This is a genomic window from Kribbella jiaozuonensis (genome assembly GCF_005233875.1).
Lineage (GTDB): Bacteria > Actinomycetota > Actinomycetes > Propionibacteriales > Kribbellaceae > Kribbella > Kribbella jiaozuonensis.
The window spans coordinates 621880-642392 of sequence record NZ_SZPZ01000002.1 but is presented as its reverse complement, the minus strand read 5'-3'; the positions used below and the strand labels follow the sequence as shown (position 1 = coordinate 642392).

Sequence of the window (20513 nt, the reverse complement as noted above, 5' to 3'; positions counted from 1 at the left end):
CCCCAGGCCATACTTCAGTCTGCCACCCGGGAGCTACACGGTGAAGGCGGTGGTGTCCTCGTCGAACGGGCCCATGACGGTCAGGGCCGGGGTGCCGGCGTAGAGGTCGGCGGCCAGGGCGGTGACCTCGTCCAGGGTGACGGAGTCGATCCGGTGCAGGATCTCGTCGACCGTGGGGAGCTCGCCGTAGACCAGCTCCGCCTTGGCGATGCGGGTCATCTTGGCGCCGGTGTCCTCCAGGCCCATCACGACCGAGCCGCGCATCTGGCCCTTGCCACGCAGCAGTTCGTCCGGCGTGATGTTGCCATTGGCAATCGCCTCGAGCTCGCCGCGAATCACGTCGAGTACCTCGGGGGCCTTCTTCGGCAGGCATCCGGCGTACACGCCGACCATGCCGGAGTCGGCGTACGCCGAACCGAACGTGAACACGGAGTACGCCAGGCCGCGCTTCTCCCGCACCTCCTGGAAGAGCCGCGACGACATCCCGCCGCCGACGATCCCGTGCAGTACGCCGGCGATGTACCGCCGTTCGTCGCTCCGGACCAGGCCGGGCATCCCGAGCACCAGATGCGCCTGCTCGACGTCGCGGTGATGCACCTGCACCCCGCCGTACGTCGGGATACGCTTGCCCGGGTCACGTCGTACCGCGACCGGCTCGGCCTCGGCGGTGACCCAGTGGCGCTCGAACGCCTTGCGTACCAGGCGAACGACCTCGGCGTGGTCGACGTTGCCGGCCACCGAGACGACGATGTTCGACGGCTTGTAGCGCCGCCGGTACCAGCCGACGACCTGCTGGCGGGACAGTCCGGCGACTGATTCCGGCGTACCGGTGATCGAACGGCCGAGCGGGGACTTGCCCCACAGCTGCTCGGCGAACAGGTCGTGGATGTGGTCCGACGTCTCGTCGGCGTGCATCGCGATCTCTTCGTCGATGACGTCGCGCTCACTCTCGACATCCGCGTCGGTCAGCGTCGCGGAGGTGATCATGTCGCAGATGACGTCGACCGCGAGCGGCAGGTCGGAGTCGAGCACCCGCGCGTAGTAGCAGGTGTACTCCTTGCCGGTGAACGCGTTCATCTCACCGCCGACCGCATCGATCGCGGCGGAGATCTCCAGCGCGTCGCGACGCTCGGTGCCCTTGAACAGCAGGTGTTCGAGGAAGTGTGTGGCGCCGGCCAGCTGCTCCGGTTCGTCCCGGGAGCCGACGCCGACCCAGAGTCCGAACGTGACCGAGCGGAAGCCTGGGACGGATTGGGAGAGCACACGAAGCCCGGAGGGCAGGACGGTCCGTTTCACCGGACCGCCCGCCTCCGGGCTCAGCAGTGTGCTGGTGATTGCACGAGTCACTCGGCGGAAGACTCAGCCTTCTCTTCGGACTTCTCTTCGCCCTCGATCACCGGGATCAGCGACAGCTTGCCCCGGTCGTCGATCTCGGCGATCTCGACCTGCAGCTTCTGGCCGACCGAGAGCACGTCCTCGACGGCCTCGACCCGCTTGCCACCGGCCAGCGGACGCAGCTTGCTGATGTGCAGCAGGCCGTCCTTGCCCGGCAGCAGGCTGATGAACGCACCGAAGTTGGTCGTCTTCACGACCGTGCCCAGGTAGCGCTCACCCTTCTCCGGCATGGTCGGGTTCGCGATCGCGTTGATCGCGGCCCGGGCCGCCTCGGCCGACGGGCCGTCGGTCGCGCCGATGTACACGGTGCCGTCGTCCTCGATCGAGATGTCGGCGCCGGTGTCCTCGGTGATCTGGTTGATCATCTTGCCCTTCGGGCCGATGACCTCGCCGATCTTGTCGACCGGGACCTTCACCGAGATGACCCGCGGGGCGAACTCGCTCATCTCACCCGGCGCGTCGATGGCCTTGGCCATCACGTCAAGGATCGTCAGGCGGGCGTCCTTGGCCTGGGTCAGCGCACCGGCCAGCACGCTGGCCGGGATGCCGTCCAGCTTGGTGTCCAGCTGCAGGGCGGTGACGAAGTCCTTCGTACCGGCGACCTTGAAGTCCATGTCGCCGAACGCGTCCTCCGCGCCCAGGATGTCGGTCAGCGCGACGTACTGCGTCTCGCCGTCGATCTCGCCCGAGATCAGGCCCATCGCGATACCGGCGACCGGCGCCTTCAGCGGCACACCGGCCGACAGCAGCGACAGCGTCGAGGCGCAGACCGAACCCATCGAGGTCGAGCCGTTCGAGCCGAGCGCCTCGGACACCTGACGCAGCGCGTACGGGAAGTCTTCGCGCGACGGCAGCACCGGCACCAGGGCCCGCTCCGCCAGCGCGCCGTGACCGATCTCGCGACGCTTCGGCGAACCCACCCGGCCGGTCTCACCGGTCGAGTACGGCGGGAAGTTGTAGTTGTGCATGTAGCGCTTGCGGGTCTCCGGGGACAGCGTGTCCAGCTGCTGCTCCATCCGGAGCATGTTCAGCGTGGTGACACCCAGGATCTGGGTCTCGCCGCGCTCGAACAGCGCCGAACCGTGAACCCGCGGCAGCACCCGCACCTGTGCCTTGAGCGGACGGATGTCGGTCAGACCGCGACCGTCGATGCGGACCTTCTCCTTGAGCACCCGCTGCCGGACCAGCTTCTTGGTCAGCGAGCGGAAGGCTGCGGACAGCTCCTTCTCGCGGCCCTCGAAGTCGGCGGCCAGCTTGTCCACGGTGGCGGCCTTGACCGCGTCGGTGGCGTCGTCACGCTCGTGCTTGCCGGCGATCGTCAGCGCCTGGGCGAGCTCCTCGCTCGCCGAGGCCTCGACCGCGGCGAACGCGTCGTCCTGGTAGTCCGGGAAGACCGGGAACTCACCGGTCGGCTTCGCGGCCCGGCGGGCCAGATCGGCCTGCGCCTCGACCAGCGTCTTGATGAACGCCTTGGATGCCTCGAGGCCCTCGGCCACGATCTCCTCGGTCGGCGCCTGGACACCGGCGGCGACCTTCTCGAAGGTGCCCGGGGTCGACTCGGCCTCGACCATCATGATCGCGACGTCACCGGTCTCGGTGACCCGGCCCGCGACCACCATGTCGAAGACCGCGTCCTCCAGCTCGGTGTGGGTCGGGAACGCCACCCACTGGCCCTCGATCAGCGCGACGCGGACGCCGCCGATCGGGCCGGAGAACGGCAGGCCGGCCAGCTGCGTCGACATCGAGGCCGCGTTGATCGCGAGCACGTCGTACAGCTTGTCCGGGTTCAGCGCCAGGACCGTGATGACGACCTGGATCTCGTTCCGCAGGCCGGACACGAACGACGGCCGCAGCGGGCGGTCGATCAGCCGGCAGGTCAGGATCGCCTCTTCGGACGGGCGACCCTCGCGGCGGAAGAACGAGCCCGGGATGCGGCCCGCGGCGTACATCCGCTCCTCGACGTCGACCGTCAAGGGGAAGAAGTCGAACTGGTCCTTGGGCTTCTTGCTGGCCGTGGTGGCCGACAGCACCATCGTGTCGCCGTCGAGGTAGGCAGCCGCGGAGCCCGCGGCCTGCTGGGCCAGACGGCCCGTCTCGAAGCGGATGGTGCGGGTGCCGAAGCTGCCGTTGTCGATGACGGCCTCAGCGAATTCGGCGCCCTCCATGGGCGCACTTGTGGATCCCGACACGGGATACCCCTCTCTCACAGTGTGACGACTGCGAGGCGCGAGCTGCCGGGGTGCCGGTCTTCGATCGAGGCCCGCGGAAACTGTTGTTCCGAAAGCCACTACCGAGGACCGGTCGTCCTCCCGCCACGCGCTTCGCGTCGCCTCGTACGTCTTGCGTCTGTATTCAGTTGTGCCGCGACCGGGAGGTCACCCGGGCGCGGATACGCCAGGAGCGGCCACCCAGGTTTCGGGGGCCGCTCCTCGCGACGTCATCGGCGAAGGCCGAGCCGCTCGATCAAGGACCGGTAGCGGTTGATGTCCTTCTTCGCCAGGTAGTTCAGCAGCCGGCGGCGCTGGCCGACGAGCAGCAGCAGGCCACGACGGCTGTGGTGGTCGTGCTTGTGCTCTTTGAGGTGCTCGGTGAGGTGTGCGATGCGGTGCGTCAGCAGCGCGACCTGGACCTCGGGGGACCCGGTGTCACCCTCGGTCAGGGCGTACTCACCCATGATCGTCTTCTTCGTTGCGGCATCAATCGATGACACAGGTTTCCTCTCGATTTCCGTTGCGCGGCGCACCGGGGCATTCTTCACCCGAGCACTCTCTGTCCGCGGCCGTTCAGACGGCAGCAGCCAGCGTATCAGTCCGTGGACGCGTCACCCTAATCCCCCGCCAGCAGGCCACGGGCGCCGTCGACGTCGGCCTTCATCTGCACGAGCAGGTCGTCGATGGTGTCGAAACGGATCTGCGTACCGCGCAGCCGGGCCACGAAGTCGATCGCGACCTTCGCGCCGTACAGCTCGAGATCGTCGCGGTCCAGCACGTACGACTCGACCCGGCGGTCGACGCCGTCGAAGGTCGGGTTGCTGCCGACGCTGATCGCCGCGGGCAGCGGGTCCGGGTACGCCGGGGCGCCGGGAGCCGGGGTCAGTACGGTCAGCCAACCGGCGTACACACCGTCCTGCGGTACGGCGGCGCCGGGGTCGGCGGGGATGTTGGCGGTCGGGTAGCCGAGCTCACGGCCGCGCTTGTCGCCCTCGACGACCACGCCGGTGACCCGGAACGGCCGGCCGAGCGCCTCCGCGGCCGCCTCGACGTCACCGTCAGCGAGCTGTTGACGAACGTACGTCGACGACCAGGGCTGCTGCTCCCCCGCCAGGCTCAGCCCTTCGACCTGGAAGCCGTACTGCGTACCCGCCTGGACGAGCGTGTCGACGTGCCCGGCCGCCTTGTGGCCGAAGCGGAAGTTCTCGCCGACCACGACAGCCTTCGCGTGCAGCGCGGTGACCAGCACCCGGTCGATGAACTCCTCCGGCGGCCAGCCCGACACCTCCTTGGTGAACGGGAGGATCAGCACCGCGTCGGCGCCGTGCCGACCGAGCAGCTCGGCCCGCTGTTCGGGTTCGCTCAGCATCAGCGGCGCGTGGTCGGGCCGCAGTACCCGCATCGGGTGCGGGTCGAAGGTGAGCGCGACCACCGGCAGCCCGCCCAGCTCGGCCGCCCGCGCCTTGGCGTGCGCGAGCACCTCCTGATGACCGCGGTGCACACCGTCGAAGTTGCCGATCGTGACGACCGTCGGCCCGAAATCCGGGCTCACCTGGTCCAATCCGTGCCAGACACGCATGACAGCAGGATTCCATGCCGTCCGCAGATTCTGTGCAGCAGGTCCACGATCACCCCTTGTAATCGTGCCGTGACTCAACTTAGGGTGGGCCGCGCACTGGGTGAGCCCTGGGGAGGTCTCGTGAAGCTACGTCGTCTGCTTGCTGCCTGCACGGCACTCGTTCTGCTCGGCAGCATTCCGGTTGCCAACGCCTCGGCCGCTCCGCGGTTCTTCCATTACGTCGCGCTCGGCGACTCGTACACGTCGGCGCCGTTCGTCCCGCTGCCGGATCTACTGTCGCTCGGCTGCGTCCGGTCGTACAACAACTATCCGAAGCTGCTGGCGGCCGCGCTGCACGTGCGTCTGACCGACGTGAGCTGCGGCGGCGCCGATACGACCAACATGACCCAGCCGCAGAGCACAGTGCTCGGTACGGCGGCGCCGCAGTTCAACGCGCTGACGCCGGACACGGATCTCGTGACGCTGGGGATCGGCGGGAACGACTTCGGCGTGTTCGGCAGCATCATCGACACCTGCCCCGGGCTGCGGGCCTCCGACCCGACCGGCGCACCGTGCAAGGCCCACTTCACGGTCGACGGGGTGGACACGCTGCGGGCCAAGATCGCGCAGACCCAGACCCGGATCGCAGTTGTTGTCCAGGGCATCAAAGCCCGGTCACCGAAGGCGAAGATCCTGCTGATCGGGTACCCGAAGATCGCGCCGGAGCACGGCACCTGCCCATCGGTGCTGCCGTTCGCCGACGGCGACTACACCTACCTGTACTCGATCGAGCAGGCGCTGAACGCGGCCGTGTCGAACGCGGCCGCGGCGGGCGGAGCGACGTACGTCGACACGTTCGGGCCGTCGACCGGGCACGACGCCTGTGCGCCGGACGGGCAGGCGTGGATCCAGGGCAAGGACATCAACCTGCTCCGGGCCTTCAACTACCACCCGCGCTACGAGGGTGAGGCCGGGATGGCCGCCCTCACCTACAAGACGCTGACCGGTGCGCCGGCCACGGTGACCGCGGCGGAGCAGTCCGCCTGGGCTGCCAGGGCGCGGACGCTCGCGAAGCAGGCTGCTGCATCACCCCAGGCCGTGCAGGCCTCCCTGAACCGCGTACGGACCAGCGCGCAACGCTGACCCTTTCCAATCCGTACTGCGGACCCCGGGCCGAGCCACCTCACGCAGGGCTCGGCCCGGTGGTTTCTGCGAGCAGTTCCGTCAGGGCCTGGCCCAGCGGGAGGTTGATCCGCTGGGTCGCGTACGGGTCGCCGCGGGTCAGGCCCTGGTTGATGATCAGGACCGGGGTCCCGGACTTCGCCGCGTGCCGGACGAAGCGGAAGCCGGACATCACCGTGAGGGACGAGCCGAGGACGAGTACGGCGTTCGCGTCGTCGATGAGCTTGTAGCAGCGCTCGACGCGGGTCCGCGGCACGTTCTCGCCGAAGAAGACGACGTCGGGTTTGAGGATGCCGCCGCAGTTGGTGCAGTCGACCAGGCGAAACGTGCCGACGGCCTCGGCCGGGAGTTCGGCGTCGCCGTCGGGATTGATCCGGGTGACCTCGGCCTCGAAGTCCTGGTTCGCGGCCTTCAGGCGGCGGTCGAGGGCCTCGCGGGCGGACGTCGTACCGCAACTGAGGCAGATGACGCGGTCGAGGTTGCCGTGCAATTCGATCACGTCGCGCGCGCCGGCGGCCTGGTGGAGGCCGTCGACGTTCTGGGTGATCACGCCGCTGAGGTAGCCGCGGGCCTGGAGCGCTGCGACGGCACGGTGACCGTCGTTCGGGGCGGCGCGGGCGATCGTGCGCCAGCCGAGGTGGCTGCGCGCCCAGTACCGCTGGCGGCCCGCTTCGCTGGCCACGAAGTCGCCGTACGTCATCGGGGTGTGCGTCCGCAGGCTGCCGGACTCACCGCGGTAGTCGGGGATGCCGGACTCGGTGGAGATGCCGGCGCCGCTCAGTACGACGACTCCGCCGGCGGCCACGGTCTGCGCGACCGGGCCGATGTCGGTCGACCCGGGCTCCAACGCCAGCACCTCAGGCCCGGGGGCCCATGCCAAGGTCGGACGAGAACGCACCACTCCAGCGTACGTGCTCAGTCGATACGGGGTGGTCCGGCTTTGAGGCGGCGTTCCGCGGCTTGGCGGACGACGTCGCGATCCATCGAGGACCAGTCGGCATCGATCCACCAGGTGGCGCCCGCCTCGGCCCACGGACGGACCGTGTCGGCGGCGTTCGGGTCGTCGGCGCGGGTGTTGCCCTCGGCGACGATGTCGTACCCGTCCATGCTCAGGTCGTGGGCGGCACGCTCCCGGCGGATCCAGTCGATGCCGTCGGCGAGGAGCTCCGGCGTCAGCTCACCCGGCTCACCGCCGGCCGGGGCGACGTAGTTCGGCAGCCAGCCGTCCTGCAGCGCCGCCCGGCGCATCGACTTCGGCCGTGGCCAGCCGCCGACCACCCAGGTCGGCACCCGCGGCTGCTGCACCGGAGGCGGTGGCGCCGGCGGGTTCAGCTCGGCGATCTTCCTGGACCGGTAATGCTTCCCGGAGTACTCGAACGGCTCGTCGCGCCACAGGTGCTGCAGCATCTCCAACGACTCGTCCATCAGCTCCGCACGGGTCTTCCGCCCCGGATCGTCCTCGAACAGCCAGAACCGGTCATCGCCGGTCACTCCCAGACCGACCGACAGGATCACCCGTCCGCCGCTCAGGTTGTCCACGGTCGAGACCTGACCCGCGACATCCCACGGTTTCCGCCGCGGCAGCGGTGTCAGCATCGTCCCCAGCCGGATCCGCTGCGTGGTCATCGCAGCCGCCCCGAGCATCACCCAGGCGTCGATCCCCCAGATCGACTCCCACACGAAGAACCCGTCCCACCCGTGCTCCTCGGCGATCGGCGCGAGCTCAGCCGCGTCCCGCGCGCCGCCGTACGCCATCACGAACCCGTATTTCATGGGTCGAACGCTACGAGACGGCACCGACAGATTTCACCGCGTGCACCAGCCGGCGAGTCACCTGGCGCGTCGACAGCAGGTGCGACATCTTCTTCGCCTGCTCCTGAGCCGCCAGCCACCGCTCGTCGCTCCCGTGCAACTTCTCCAGCAACTCGTCGACATGCTCGGCCTGCTGCGTCCACTCGGTCGGCACGTTGTCGATCGGCGCCTCGACCAACTCGCGAAGCACGAAGCCCGCGTCGTCGATCAGCCCGACCAGCTCGTCCTCACGCGGGAACTCGTTCCCATGCGGTACGTCGCTGTGCAGCGACGGCTCGGCCACCAGCACCATCATCCCGAGCGATCCACCCGGTCTCAGCACTCGCCGCAGCTCCCGAAGCAGCACCGACTTCTCGTGCACCGTGCACAGCACGCCGACGCACCAGACAACGTCGAACTGGTCATCCACGAAGGGCAGCCGCTCACCCGCCGCGCACACCGCGGACAGCTCGAACATCCGCCGCACCGACCGACAGGCCTCGTTCATCGGATCGACCAGCACCGGGCGTACGCCGTACGTCTGCGCCGCCCAGGCGGACGCTCCGCCAACACCCGCGCCTACGTCGACCAACGACGTCCCGGGGCCGATGCCACACGCCTTGGCCAGCCAATCGAGTAACGCCGGGTCGCCGCTCCCCCGGCAGCCGGCGACGATCGCGTACTCGGGACCCAGCTCGTCGACGGCATCAGCCGTCCACTCGGCGACGGTCCCGAACTCGACTGCCAGCTCCTCCTCGCCCATGGGTTCCAGTACCCACGGGCATCAGCTGACGAAGACCGCCGTGGGTTTGGCGACCGGGCCGTGGGGTTCGTAGAGCGCCAGGAACGTGCCGGTCGGGTCGAACATCGCGGTCTGCCCCGGCTCGAGGTTGAGGCCGGGCAGAGGGCGGCCGGTCCGGATCGCGGCGGCCTGGACGTCGTCCGCGTCGTACCGCGGGAAGGTGCCGGCGGCAACGTCCGCGATCGGGAGCCAGTCGAAAGACTCGGCCAGCGACTCCAGGCTGTGGGCCGCTTTGAGATCGAACGCACCCACCCGGGTCCGACGCAGTGCGGTCAGATGACCGCCGACGCCGAGCTCGGCACCCAGGTCGCGAGCCAGCGCCCGGATGTACGTGCCGCTGGAGCAGTCGACCGACACGTCCACGTCGATCGCGTCGGCGCCGACCCGGACGTCGAGGATGTCGTACCGCGAGACCGTGACAGCACGCGCCTTGAGCGCGACCTCCTCGCCGGCCCGGACGCGTTCGTACGCGCGCTTGCCGTCGACCTTGATCGCGGACACCTTCGACGGCACCTGCGAGATCTCGCCCTTGAAGCCGTCCACAGCCGCGGAGATCGCCTCCGCCGTCACGCCGTCGACCGGGTACGTCGACACGATCTCGCCCTCGGCGTCGTCGGTCGTCGTAGTCGCGCCGAGCCGCATCGTCGCGTCGTACGACTTGTCCGCCAACTGCAGATGGCCGAGCAGCCGGGTCGCGCGGTTGAGGCCGACGACGAGTACGCCGGTCGCCATCGGGTCCAGGGTGCCGGCATGGCCGACCTTCCTGGTCCCGGCGATCCGGCGGACCCGGGAGACGACAGTGTGCGAGGTCATCCCACCCGGCTTGTCGACGACGACGATCCCGTCGGATGCCGGGGTGAAGTCAGCCACTCAGTCCTCGTCGTCCTCGTCGTCGTCATCGTCCTTGCGCTTGTACGGATCCGCCTCGCCGGCCGGCTTGGCGCCGGCGGCGGCCTTGGCCACCTCGGCGTCGGCCATCCGCGCCTTCTCCAGCAGCTCCTCGATCTGACCGGCGTTCTCCGGTACGGCGTCCAGGAAGAACGCGACGCTCGGAGCATGACGCAGACCGAGCGCCTTGCCGACCTCGCTGCGGATCAGGCCGCGGGCAGACTCCAGCGCGGCCGCGGTGGACGCGCGGGCCTGCTCGTCGCCGTACACCGTGTAGAAGACGCTGGCCTCGCGCAGGTCGCCGGTCAGCCGGGCGTCCGTCACCGTGACGAAGCCCAGCCGGGGGTCCTTGACCCGGCGCTCGAGCAGTTCCGCGACGAGCACCTGGATCCGGTCGGCCAGCTGCTTCGCCCTTGCTTCACCCATCAGGGCTCACTCCCTCATTCATGAGTACGTCCGGGGAGAACACCGTCTCCCCGGACGTTACTCCGACGACCCGGACCTTCCGGCGCGGGCCGTCACCGAACCTCAGCTGCGCGGCTTCTCGCGGAGCTCGAACGCCTCGACGACGTCACCGATCTTGATGTCGTTGAAGTTGTTGATGGTCAGACCGCACTCGAAGCCCTCGCGGACCTCGGACGCGTCGTCCTTGAACCTCTTCAGCGACGACAACTCGGTGTTGTCGACGACCACCGCGCCGTCCCGGATCAACCGGACCTTGGCGTTGCGGCGGATCAGGCCGCTGGTCACCCAGCAACCGGCGATGTTGCCCACCTTCGAGGAGCGGAAGATCTCCCGGATCTCGGCCTGGCCGAGGGTGACCTCCTCGTAGATCGGCTTGAGCATGCCCTTCAGGGCGGCCTCGATGTCGTCGATCGCCGAGTAGATGACCGAGTAGTACCGGACATCCACGCCCTCGCGCTCGGCCAGGTCCCCGGCCTTGCCCGCCGGCCGCACGTTGAAGCCGATGATGACGGCGTTCGACGCGATGGCCAGGTTGACGTCGTTCTCGTTGATCGCACCGACACCGCGGTCGATGATCCGCAGGCTGACCTCGTCGCCGACCTCGATCCGGACCAGCGCGTCTTCCAGCGCCTCGACCGAACCGGACACGTCGCCCTTGAGGATCAGCAGCAGCTCCTGGGCCTCGCCCTTCTCCATCGAGGCCATGAAGTCCTCGAGGGTACGACGGGCGCGACGCTTGGCGTTGGCGGCCGCACGAGCACGGGCTTCCCGCTTCTCGGCGATCTGCCGGGCCCTGCGGTCGTCGTCGACGACCAGGAACTTGTCGCCCGCACCCGGTACCGCGGTCAGACCGAGCACCAGGACCGGACGCGACGGGGTCGCCTCCTCGACGTTGTTGCCGTGCTCGTCGAGCATGGCCCGGACCCGGCCGTACGCCGGACCGACCACCATCGAGTCGCCGACCCGGAGCGTGCCACGCTGCACCAGCACGGTCGCCACCGGACCACGGCCCTTGTCGAGGTTCGCCTCGATCGCGATGCCCTCGGCGTGCATCTTCGGGTTGGCCCGCAGGTCGAGCGCCGCGTCCGCGGTCAGCACGACACCTTCGAGCAGCCCGTCGATGTTGATCCGGGACTTCGCCGAGACGTCGACGAACATCGTGTCGCCGCCGTACTCCTCGGGCACCAGGCCGTACTCGGTCAGCTGACCGCGCACCTTGGCCGGGTCGGCACTCGGGACGTCGATCTTGTTCACCGCGACCACGATCGGGACGTTCGCCGCCCGGGCGTGGTTCAGTGCCTCGATCGTCTGCGGCATCACGCCGTCGTCGGCCGCGACCACCAGGATGACGATGTCGGTGGCCTGCGCACCACGGGCACGCATGGCGGTGAACGCCTCGTGACCCGGGGTGTCGACGAAGGTGATGGCCCGCTGCTCGCCGTCGACCTCGGTCGTCACCTGGTACGCACCGATGTGCTGGGTGATACCGCCGGCTTCCTTGGCAACGACGTTCGCCATCCGGATCGCGTCCAGCAGCTTGGTCTTACCGTGGTCGACGTGACCCATCACGGTCACCACCGGCGGCCGCGGTGCCAGGTCGCCCTCATCGCCTTCGTCGGAACCGAAGTCGATGTCGAACGACTGCAGCAGCTCGCGGTCCTCGTCCTCGGGCGAGACCAGCTGGACGTCGTAGTTCAGCTCGGTGCCGAGCAGTTCCAGCGTCTCCTCGTTGACCGACTGGGTCGCGGTCACCATCTCACCGAGGTGGAACAGCACCTGGACGAGCGACGCCGGGTCGACTCCGACCTTCTCGGCGAAGTCCGTCAGCGACGCGCCACGGGGAAGCCTCACGACCTCGCCGTCACCGTGCTTGACGCGGACGCCGCCGACCGCCGGGGCCTGCATGTTGTCGAATTCCTGGCGCTTCGCGCGCTTCGACTTGCGGCCACGACGCGCCGGACCACCCGGACGACCGAAGGCGCCCTGTGTCCCGCCACGACCCCGGTTGCCCGGACCCGGACGGCCACCGCCGCCACCTGGCGGGCCGCTGGGGCCGCCGCCACCCGGACGGAAGCCACCGCCGGCGCCACCGCCGCCACCGCGCGGACCTGCACCGGGACCGCCGCCGGGACGACCGCCGCCGCCTCCACCGCGGCCACCGCCACCGCCGCCGCCACCAGGACCGCTCGGGCGGCCGGTGAACGTGCCGGCAGAGGACTTCGGCATCATCGCCGGGTTGGGGCGCGGAGCACCGGGCACACCACTCGGGCGCGGCCGGTCGTTGTTACCACCGCGGTCGCGGTCGTTACCGCCACGACCCTGCGGCGGACGCGGCGCCATACCGGCCGGGCTCGGAGCCCCTTGCCGGTCGCCACCGCCACCGCCCTGCCCCGGACGCGCGCCACCGCGCTGCATGCCCTGGGTCGAGCTGAACGGGTTGTTACCCGGACGCGGAGCACCCGGACGCGGACCGCCACCCTGGCCGCCCTGACGGGGCGCACCGGGACGCGGGGCACCCGGACGGGGCGCACCCGGACGTGGAGCCGAACCCTGACCACCCGGACGCGGGCTGCCGCCCTGGCCACCCGGGCCGGACGGACGCGGGCCGGAGCCACCCGGTCGCGGGGAGCCCGGCGTGGCCGGACGCGGAGCGGGACGGCCCGCGGTGTCGCCGTCCGAACGCCGAGCGGCGGGAGCCGTCGACGGGGTCGATGCCTCCGCTGCCGGCGCGGCGGCCGGTGCCTCGAACGACGGAGCTGCCGGAGCCTCGGCCCTGGCAGCCGGAGCGGCCTCGGCCGCCGGCGCTTGAGCCGGTGCGGTCTCAGCCGGCGCGGACTGGCGCGGACCCGGCTTCGGGCCCGGACGCGGACCCGGGCGGGCGCCCGGAGCCGGGGCGGACTTCGCCGGGGCAGACTCGACTGCCGGCGCGGACTCGGCCACCGGGGCGGACTCGGTCCTGCTCACCGGAGCCGCCGGAGCTTCGGCGGCAGGAGCAGGAGCCGACTCGGCGACGGGCGCGGGGCGCTCGGCCGGAGCCTTCGGGGTGGCCGGCTGGGCCGGCTTCTGTGCCGGAGCGGCAGGTGCGACCGGTGCGGTCGCCTGCGGCGCGGCAGACGTGCTTGCGGCGGCCTTCTTGGCCGCGCGCTTCTTCGGCGGGTTCTTCTCGAACTCCTCCGCCAACCGTCGTACGACGGGTGCCTCGATCGTCGAGGACGCCGATCGGACGAACTCTCCCATGTCGTTCAGCCTGGTCAGAACGACCTTGCTGGTAACTCCGAGCTCTTTCGCGAGCTCGTAGACCCGGACCTTTGCCACTACTCTCCCTCTGGTCCGAGCCTGGGGCGCGGACCGTTAGTTGACGTACATGCTCATCGCATTGCACTCATCGTTCGACACTCATCGAGTGGTCATGAGTCGATGACCCGCCTTCATGTCGGTCACACGGTCCGGTCAGACCGCGTGTACATCTTGTTGATTATCACGCTGTGCGAGGTAGTCGCGCAGCCCGGTGACGTCGAGCGGCCCCGGGACCTTGAAGGCCCGTGGGAACGCCTTGCGCCGGACAGCCAGCTCGAAGCACTCCGTCGTGGGGTGCAGGTGCGCTCCACGGCCGGGTGCCCGACGATCGGCATCCGGGAGGACAAGTCCTCCAGAAACCGTCATCCGCAGCAGATCAGCCGGACTGGACCGCTTCCGGCACCCGATACAGGTGCGCTCCCGGGACCTGCCAGGGCGCGCGTCCGTCACTTCTTCCTCAGGGTGTGGTTGCGACTCAGTCGACCGACCGAGAGATCAGTCTACCTTCTCCGGCTCAGGCGTCACATCGGTATCCGGCCGGATGTCGATCCGCCAGCCGGTGAGCCGGGCGGCGAGACGGGCGTTCTGCCCCTCCTTGCCGATCGCCAGCGACAGCTGATAGTCGGGTACGACGACGCGGGCAGCACGGGCTGCGGCGTCTACAACCTCTACAGACGTAACCTGCGCCGGGGACAGCGCATTCCCGACGAAGGTCGCCGGGTCGTCGCTGTGGTCGATGATGTCGATCTTCTCGCCGTGCAGCTCGTGCATGATGTTGCGCACCCGCTGACCCATCGGCCCGATGCAGGCGCCCTTCCCGTTCACCGACGGGTTCAGGGTCCGGACGGCGATCTTGGTCCGGTGACCTGCCTCACGCGCGATCGCGGTGATCTCGACCGTTCCGTCGGCGATCTCCGGGACCTCGAGCGCGAACAGCTTCTTGACCAGGTTCGGGTGGGTCCGGCTGACCGTGATCTGCGGGCCCTTGAAGCCCTTGCGGACGCCGACGACGTACACCCGCAGGCGGGAGCCGTGCTCGTACTTCTCCCCCGGGACCTGCTCCGGCGCGGGCAGCACGGCCTCGATCTTGCCGAGGTCGACCATCACCGAGCGCGGGTCGCGGCCCTGCTGGACGACACCGGAGACGATGTCGCCCTCCTTGCCGGAGAACTCGCCGTACCGGACCTCGTCCTCGGCGTCGCGCAGCCGCTGCAGGATGATCTGCTTGGCCGTGGTGGCCGCGATCCGGCCGAAGTCGGCCGGGGTGTCGTCGTACTCGCGGGCCAGTGTGCCGTCCTCGGCCAGCTCCCGTGCGTACACGGTCACGTGCCCGGTCTTGCGGTCCAGCTCGACCCGGGCGTGCTGCTGGGCGCCCTCGGTGCGGTGGTACGCGACCAGCAGCGCCGCCTCGATCGCCTCGACGACGACCTCGAGGGCGATGTCCTTCTCCCGTTCGAGCGACCGCAGGACGGCCATGTCGATGTCCATGTCAGTTCTCCTCCACCGTGCCGTCGGCAGGTGTTTCTCCACCAGAAATAGATGGCTCAGTGTCGTTGCCGGCAGCCCGGTTGAATTCGATCTGGACCTTGGCCTTGGCCACGTCGGCGTACGCGATCGTCCGCGCCTTGCCGTTCACGTCCAGTTCGGCCGCCTCCTCGGAGGCGGACTTGATCCGGCCGGTCACCTTGCCGCCGGAGTTCAGCGTGACGGCGACCAGGCGCTTGACGTTGCGGCGCCAGTGCCGGGGCAGGGTCAGCGGCCGGTCCACGCCGGGGCTGGATACCTCCAGCGTGTACGCGCCGTCGCCCATGATGTCGTCGGCGTCGAGCGCCTTGGAGATGGCCCGGGTGACGTCGGCGACGTCGTCAAGGCTGATCCCGCCGTCGCGGTCGACGAGGACGCGCAGCAGCCGGCGGCGGCCGGCCGGTGTCACATCGGCGGCCTCCAGGTCGCAGCCGAACTGCTCGACGATCGGCCGCAGGAAGTTCTCGAGGCTCGTGGTGTCCGTGTGGTCTGGCTTTCGGCTCACAGGTTGACCTGCCTCTCTCTCCAGTTGTGCACCCGTTCCACCCCTGGCGGTCGCGCCAAGGGCAGTAGCCCACCTTAGCCGGACGGTCCCGCGATCCGGGTCACCGGCTCGTCCCAGGCAGGTGTCGGCGCGTCACCGGGTATCGTTCCGGCGTGCTCGAACGCCGCCTGACCCGACGCGCTGCTGTCGTGACCGCCGCCCTTGTTCCCGGCGCGCTCGCGCTGACCGGCTGCAAGGACGACGCCGCCGCCGGGTCCGGTACGCCGGGTGCCGTGAACGGTGGACCGTCGTCCTCGCAGAGCCCGGGCGGGGAGACTCCGACCGTGGACCCGGCGATCGTCGCGGCGCTCAGTGTGGCAGCGACCCAGGTGACCCAATTGTCCCAGCTCTACGCAAACGTGAGCCGCAAGTTCCCCGCGCTGCGGGCCCAGCTCGCCGCCGGGGCGAAGTACCACGCCAGTCACCTCGTGAAGCTCAAGGAGACCGACGGCGTGGCCGCCAAGGCCGCGAAGGCCGTCGCAGTGCCTGCCTCGTCCGTGGCCGCGCTGACGACGGTCGCGAAGCAGGAGGCGATCGCAGCAGCCACGAACGCTGCCGCCGCGTCCAAGCTGTCCGGCGCGCCCGCCCGCCTGCTCGCCGAGATCGCCGCAGCCCAGACCCAGCTGAGCTCCACGCTGACCCCGCCGAAGAAGAAGGACAAGTCGTGAATCAGGTCGAGGCCCTGCAGGCAGCTCTCGCGGGTGAGCATGCCGCGATGTACGGCGTGGGCGTGGCCGGCGGCAAGCTCAACGGCGCGCGGTTCCAGGAGGCGACCGAGACGTTCGCGCGGCACCGCGACAACCGCGATCACCTGAGCGCGCTGCTGGTCGCCGCCGGCGAGACCCCGGTCGCAGCCGAACCGGCGTACGACCTCCCCCAGGCGGTCACGAACGCCGCCACGGCGACCGCGCTGGTCCTGGTGATCGAGCGCCGGATCGCGGCGGTGTACGGCGACCTGGTCGAGGCCGCCGAACAACCTGCCGTGCGGGCGTGGGCGATCGAGAGCCTGCTCGGCACGGCGACCAGCCAACTCACCTGGGGCGGCGCGCCCATCGCCTTCCCGGGCGCCTAGAGCGAACGGACCCAGTTCTCGAGGAGGGCTGCACCGGCATCGCCGGACTTCTCCGGGTGGAACTGGGTCGCGCTGAGTGGACCGTTCTCCACGGCGGCGACGAAACGGTCACCGCCGTACGTCGTCCAGGTGACCAGCGGGGACACCGACTCGCGGGTGTCGACGAGGTCCCAGCGGCGGACGCCGTACGAGTGGACGAAGTAGAAGCGGTCCTTCTCGATGCCGTCGAACAGCGTGCTGCCGGACGGTACGTCGACGGTGTTCCAACCCATGTGCGGGACCGGCTGGGCCTCCTCGGGCTGGAGGCGCTCGACCGTGCCGGGCCACTGGTCGCAGCCGTCGGTCTCGACGCCGTGCTCGATGCCGCGGGCGAACAGGATCTGCATACCGACGCAGATGCCGAGCACCGGCCGGCCGCCGGCCAGCCGGCGGTCCACCACGACGTCGCCCCGGACCGCCTTCAGGCCGGTCATGCAGGCCTCGAACGCGCCGACACCCGGCACCAGCAGGCCGTCGGCGTTGCAGGCCTGCTCGAAGTCCGAGGTCACCGTCACGTCGGCGCCGACGCGTTGCAGCGCCCGCTCCCCCGACCGGATGTTCCCCGAGCCGTAGTCGAGCAGGACGACCTTCTTGCTCACAGAGCACCCTTGGTCGACGGGATCCCCGGTTGCCGCGGGTCGAGCTCGGCCGCGGCCCGCAGCGCGCGGGCGAACGCCTTGAACTGCGCCTCGACGATGTGGTGCGGGTCGCGACCGGACAGCACCCGGACGTGGATGCAGATCGCCGCGTTGAACGCGAGCGTCTCGAACACGTGCTGGGTCAGCGAACCGGCGTAGTCGCCGCCGATGATCGCGTAGACCTGGCCCTCGGGCTCGCCGGTGTGCACGCAGTACGGCCGGCCGGACAGGTCGACCGTGCAGTGCACGAGCGCCTCGTCCAGCGGGACGGTCGCGTCGCCGAAGCGCCGGATGCCGCTCTTGTCCCCCAGAGCCTCGCGAAGCGCCTGGCCGATGCCGATCGCGGTGTCCTCGACCGTGTGGTGCGCGTCGATCTCCAGGTCGCCGACCGTGTTGACGTGCAGATCGAGCAGGGCGTGCTTGGCCAGCGCGTTGAGCATGTGGTCGTAGAACCCAACGCCGGTTGAGATATCGGCGCGACCGGTGCCGTCCAGGTCGAGCTCGACCAGGACCTTGGACTCGCTGGTCTCCCGATCGATCCGGGCAGTGCGCGTCATGTCAGCCTTCCAGTGTCTGTCTTGAGGATGCGCTCCAGTGAAGCGCGGAACGCGGCCATCTCCTCGCCGGTGCCGATCGAGACCCGCAGCCAGCCGTCCGGTCCGGTCTCGCGGATCAGTACGCCGTCGTCGAGCAACGACTGCCACACCGCGTGCCGGTCGGCGAACGTCCCGAACAGCACGAAGTTCGCGTCCGAGTCGACCGCGCGCAGGCCCTGCGCGCGCAGCCAGTCGACGGTCTCGTCACGCTCGACCCGAAGCTGCTCGACCCGGCCGAGCAGTTCGTCGGAGTGCCGCAACGCGGCCCGCGCGACGGCCTGCGTCACCGCGGACAGGTGGTACGGCAGGCGGACGATCCGCAGCGCGTCGACGAACTGCTTGCTCGCGGCAAGGTATCCGACCCGGCCGCCGGCCATCGCGAACGCCTTCGACATCGTCCGCGCAACGGCGAGATTCGGGTACGACGGCAGCAGCGACACCGCGCTCGGCGTCCCGGCGCGGCGGAACTCGGCGTACGCCTCGTCGACCACGAGCACCGAGCCCAGCGCCGCGGTCCGGGCCGCGATCGCCTCGACGACCTCGATCGGCAGCGCCGTCCCGGTCGGGTTGTTGGGTGAGGCAAGCAGCACGACCGACGGGTGGTGCCTGGAGATCGCGGCCAGCGCCTTGCTCTGGTCGAGGGTGAAGTCCTCGGCCCGGCGGCCGGCGACCCAGGCCGTGTTCGTGTCCCGGGCGTACTCCGGATACATCGAGTACGTCGGCGCGAACGACAGCGCCGTACGTCCGGGACCGCCGAAGGCCTGCAGGATGTGCAGCATGACCTCGTTGGACCCGTTCGCCGCCCAGATCTGCTCGGGCTCGAGCTGTGCACCGGACTCGCGGGCCAGGTACGCCGCGAGGTCCGCGCGCAGGTCCATGAACTCGCGGTCCGGGTAGCGGTTCATCCCGCGGGCGGCGACCGAGACGGCGGCGGCGATGTCCGCGACCGTCTCCTCGCTCGCCGGATACGGGTTCTCGTTGACGTTGAGCAGCACGGGTACGTCTAGCTGCGGGGCGCCGTACGGCTCGAAGCTCTTCAGCTCGTCGCGGATCGGCAACCCGTCGAAGCGGCCCATCAGTGCTCTCCGGGGAATCGGGCGGAAACGGCGGCGCCGTGGGCCGGAAGGTCCTCGGCGTGGGCAAGCGCGAGCACGTGGCCGGCGACCTCGTGCAACGCGTCGCGGGAGTAGTTGACGACGTGGACCGCCTTCAGGAAGCTACGCACGGACAGGCCTGACGAATGGCAGGCACAACCGGCCGTCGGGAGGACGTGGTTGGACCCGGCGCAGTAGTCGCCGAGCGACACCGGCGACCAGCCGCCGACGAAGATCGCGCCGGCGTTGGAGATCAGCCCGGCCCGCTCCTCAGCGTCCACGGTCTGGATCTCGAGGTGCTCAGCGGCGTACGCATCGACGACCGCGGTGCCCTGGTCGAGGTCGTCGACCAGGACGACGGCCGACTGCTGACCGGTCAGCGCCTCGGTCACGCGCTCGTGGTGCTTGGTCTGCGCCACCTGCTGTGGCAGCTCTGCCTCAACGGCAGCGGCCAAGGATTCGGACGGGGTCACCAGGACGCTGGCGGCCATCGGGTCGTGCTCGGCCTGGCTGATCAGGTCGGCGGCGACATGCTTGGGATCGGCGGTGTCGTCGGCCAGGATCGCGATCTCGGTCGGACCGGCCTCGGAGTCGATGCCGACCTCACCGAGCAGGAACCGCTTGGCGGCAACGACGTAGATGTTGCCCGGTCCCGTGATCAGGTTGACCTTGCGGCACCCGTCGAACCCGTACGCGAACCCGGCGATCGCCTGCGCGCCGCCGATCGCGTACACCTCGTCGATCCCCAGCAACGCGCAAACCGCCAGCACCGTCGGGTGCGGCAGGCCGCCGAACTCCTTCTGTGGCGGGGATGCAACGGCAAGCGACGGTACGCCGGCCACCTGCGCCGGGACGACGTTCATGACCACTGAAGACGCCAGCGGCGCTCGGCCGCCCGGCACGTAGAGACCCACCCGCTGGACCGGGACGAACCGCTGCGTCACCCGGCCGCCGGGCGCGGGCTCGGAGGCGATGTCGGCGGTGAGCTCGTCCTGGCTGACCTCACGGACGCGCCGGATCGACTCCTCGAAGGCGCTGCGCACCTCAGGGTCGAGCTCCTCGAGCGCGGTCTTCAGCGCCTCGGCCGGGACCCGGATGTCCTCGACTCGCACATGGTCGAACTTCTCGCCGAACTCCCTGATCGCCTCGAGGCCGCGATGGCGGACGTCCAGGCAGATGGGTCGGACGACGTCGAGAGCCTTCTCGACGTCGAACACGGCTCGGGGGACGAGGGCATTCACTTCGGCTTGGAGGTCGGTAACCTCTCCGGCCGCCACTCGGCCCCGCAGGTCGACGCGGCGAATCATGCCGTCAGTCTAGTTGGGCACCACCTCCCCGCCCGACCGGTATCCACAACCCGGCCGAGCCAGGAGCACCGGCACCTACCCTCAGCCGACGCGGACCATCGATGGTCGTCG

Annotated in this window: 20 protein-coding genes; 3 read left to right on the top strand and 17 right to left on the bottom strand. The window is 69.8% G+C overall.

Annotation, left to right across the window (positions count from 1 at the left end):
• Positions 1-33 precede the first annotated feature (33 nt).
• The 4 genes from FDA38_RS14640 to FDA38_RS14625 form a co-directional block, all read right to left on the bottom strand.
• Entirely contained in the window at positions 34-1347 is a 1314-nt protein-coding gene (locus FDA38_RS14640; protein ID WP_137254583.1) for a M16 family metallopeptidase, read from the bottom strand.
• Positions 1344-3560, bottom strand: a complete 2217-nt coding sequence (locus tag FDA38_RS14635; protein ID WP_137254582.1) for a polyribonucleotide nucleotidyltransferase — start codon at positions 3558-3560, stop codon at positions 1344-1346. Before FDA38_RS14635 ends, FDA38_RS14640 begins: the two co-directional genes overlap by 4 nt.
• 272 nt (positions 3561-3832) lie before the next feature.
• The gene (gene rpsO / locus FDA38_RS14630) at positions 3833-4096 is read right to left on the bottom strand and encodes a 30S ribosomal protein S15 (protein ID WP_267901756.1); all 264 of its coding nucleotides are present in this window, start codon (positions 4094-4096) and stop codon (positions 3833-3835) included.
• 125 nt (positions 4097-4221) lie between these two features.
• Positions 4222-5184 carry a bifunctional riboflavin kinase/FAD synthetase gene (locus tag FDA38_RS14625; RefSeq protein WP_137254580.1) on the bottom strand — a complete coding sequence of 321 codons (963 nt, stop codon included), beginning with the start codon at positions 5182-5184 and terminating at the stop codon, positions 4222-4224.
• A 120-nt stretch (positions 5185-5304) separates the two neighbouring features.
• Here FDA38_RS14625 and FDA38_RS14620 point away from each other — a divergent pair, with 120 nt between their 5' ends.
• Complete coding sequence (locus tag FDA38_RS14620; protein WP_170989740.1) at positions 5305-6306, top strand: SGNH/GDSL hydrolase family protein; 1002 nt, start codon at positions 5305-5307, stop codon at positions 6304-6306.
• A gap of 40 nt (positions 6307-6346) precedes the next feature.
• Here the strand turns inward: FDA38_RS14620 and FDA38_RS14615 are convergent, their stop codons facing one another.
• The 9 genes from FDA38_RS14615 to rimP form a co-directional block, all read right to left on the bottom strand.
• A complete protein-coding gene (locus tag FDA38_RS14615) occupies positions 6347-7243 on the bottom strand; it encodes an NAD-dependent protein deacetylase (protein ID WP_137254578.1) in 897 nt (298 codons plus the stop codon).
• A gap of 17 nt (positions 7244-7260) precedes the next feature.
• Positions 7261-8118: an LLM class flavin-dependent oxidoreductase gene (locus tag FDA38_RS14610; RefSeq protein ID WP_137254577.1), complete on the bottom strand. Its 858-nt coding sequence runs from the start codon at positions 8116-8118 to the stop codon at positions 7261-7263.
• Between the two features lie 10 nt (positions 8119-8128).
• A complete protein-coding gene (locus FDA38_RS14605; protein ID WP_137254576.1) occupies positions 8129-8899 on the bottom strand; it encodes a class I SAM-dependent methyltransferase in 771 nt (256 codons plus the stop codon).
• A gap of 21 nt (positions 8900-8920) precedes the next feature.
• Entirely contained in the window at positions 8921-9808 is an 888-nt protein-coding gene (gene truB / locus FDA38_RS14600; protein ID WP_267901748.1) for a tRNA pseudouridine(55) synthase TruB, read from the bottom strand.
• Complete coding sequence (gene rbfA / locus FDA38_RS14595) at positions 9809-10252, bottom strand: 30S ribosome-binding factor RbfA (RefSeq protein WP_202877685.1); 444 nt, start codon at positions 10250-10252, stop codon at positions 9809-9811.
• Between the two features lie 102 nt (positions 10253-10354).
• Positions 10355-13606 carry a translation initiation factor IF-2 gene (infB, locus tag FDA38_RS14590; RefSeq protein ID WP_137254574.1) on the bottom strand — a complete coding sequence of 1084 codons (3252 nt, stop codon included), beginning with the start codon at positions 13604-13606 and terminating at the stop codon, positions 10355-10357.
• 135 nt (positions 13607-13741) lie between these two features.
• Positions 13742-14038, bottom strand: a complete 297-nt coding sequence (locus FDA38_RS14585; RefSeq protein ID WP_137254573.1) for a YlxR family protein — start codon at positions 14036-14038, stop codon at positions 13742-13744.
• A gap of 45 nt (positions 14039-14083) precedes the next feature.
• Complete coding sequence (gene nusA, locus FDA38_RS14580; protein WP_137254572.1) at positions 14084-15076, bottom strand: transcription termination factor NusA; 993 nt, start codon at positions 15074-15076, stop codon at positions 14084-14086.
• Between the two features lies 1 nt (position 15077).
• Entirely contained in the window at positions 15078-15617 is a 540-nt protein-coding gene (gene rimP / locus FDA38_RS14575) for a ribosome maturation factor RimP (protein WP_137254571.1), read from the bottom strand.
• A gap of 152 nt (positions 15618-15769) precedes the next feature.
• Here rimP and FDA38_RS14570 point away from each other — a divergent pair, with 152 nt between their 5' ends.
• Together FDA38_RS14570 and FDA38_RS14565 are read left to right on the top strand one after the other, a co-directional pair.
• Positions 15770-16324, top strand: a complete 555-nt coding sequence (locus FDA38_RS14570; RefSeq protein WP_137254570.1) for a cell division protein FtsK — start codon at positions 15770-15772, stop codon at positions 16322-16324.
• A complete protein-coding gene (locus FDA38_RS14565; protein ID WP_137254569.1) occupies positions 16321-16728 on the top strand; it encodes a ferritin-like domain-containing protein in 408 nt (135 codons plus the stop codon). The genes FDA38_RS14570 and FDA38_RS14565 overlap by 4 nt, the downstream gene beginning before the upstream one ends.
• Here FDA38_RS14565 and hisH read toward each other — a convergent pair.
• The 4 genes from hisH to hisD are packed head-to-tail and all read right to left on the bottom strand — an operon-like array spanning position 16725 to position 20402.
• Positions 16725-17366, bottom strand: coding sequence for an imidazole glycerol phosphate synthase subunit HisH (hisH, locus tag FDA38_RS14560; RefSeq protein WP_137254568.1), 642 nt, complete (start codon positions 17364-17366; stop codon positions 16725-16727). The two genes, FDA38_RS14565 and hisH, sit on opposite strands and share 4 nt — an antisense overlap.
• On the bottom strand, positions 17363-17962 hold the full coding sequence (gene hisB / locus FDA38_RS14555; RefSeq protein ID WP_137254567.1) for an imidazoleglycerol-phosphate dehydratase HisB: 600 nt from the start codon (positions 17960-17962) through the stop codon (positions 17363-17365). The genes hisH and hisB overlap by 4 nt, the downstream gene beginning before the upstream one ends.
• Positions 17959-19077 (bottom strand): histidinol-phosphate transaminase, encoded by a 1119-nt coding sequence (locus tag FDA38_RS14550; protein WP_137254566.1) that lies wholly within the window; start codon positions 19075-19077, stop codon positions 17959-17961. Before FDA38_RS14550 ends, hisB begins: the two co-directional genes overlap by 4 nt.
• A complete protein-coding gene (gene hisD / locus FDA38_RS14545) occupies positions 19077-20402 on the bottom strand; it encodes a histidinol dehydrogenase (protein ID WP_137254565.1) in 1326 nt (441 codons plus the stop codon). Before hisD ends, FDA38_RS14550 begins: the two co-directional genes overlap by 1 nt.
• Between the last annotated feature and the right edge of the window lie 111 nt (positions 20403-20513).

Coding starts and splice junctions, on each gene's coding strand:
- rbfA (WP_202877685.1), bottom strand. CDS start 10,252: ATGGGTGAAGCAAGGGCGAAGCAGCTGGCCGACCGGATCCAGGTGCTC.
- FDA38_RS14625 (WP_137254580.1), bottom strand. CDS start 5,184: ATGCGTGTCTGGCACGGATTGGACCAGGTGAGCCCGGATTTCGGGCCG.
- hisB (WP_137254567.1), bottom strand. CDS start 17,962: ATGACGCGCACTGCCCGGATCGATCGGGAGACCAGCGAGTCCAAGGTC.
- FDA38_RS14610 (WP_137254577.1), bottom strand. CDS start 8,118: ATGAAATACGGGTTCGTGATGGCGTACGGCGGCGCGCGGGACGCGGCT.
- FDA38_RS14605 (WP_137254576.1), bottom strand. CDS start 8,899: ATGGGCGAGGAGGAGCTGGCAGTCGAGTTCGGGACCGTCGCCGAGTGG.
- hisD (WP_137254565.1), bottom strand. CDS start 20,402: ATGATTCGCCGCGTCGACCTGCGGGGCCGAGTGGCGGCCGGAGAGGTT.
- FDA38_RS14550 (WP_137254566.1), bottom strand. CDS start 19,077: ATGGGCCGCTTCGACGGGTTGCCGATCCGCGACGAGCTGAAGAGCTTC.
- nusA (WP_137254572.1), bottom strand. CDS start 15,076: ATGGACATCGACATGGCCGTCCTGCGGTCGCTCGAACGGGAGAAGGAC.
- FDA38_RS14635 (WP_137254582.1), bottom strand. CDS start 3,560: ATGGAGGGCGCCGAATTCGCTGAGGCCGTCATCGACAACGGCAGCTTC.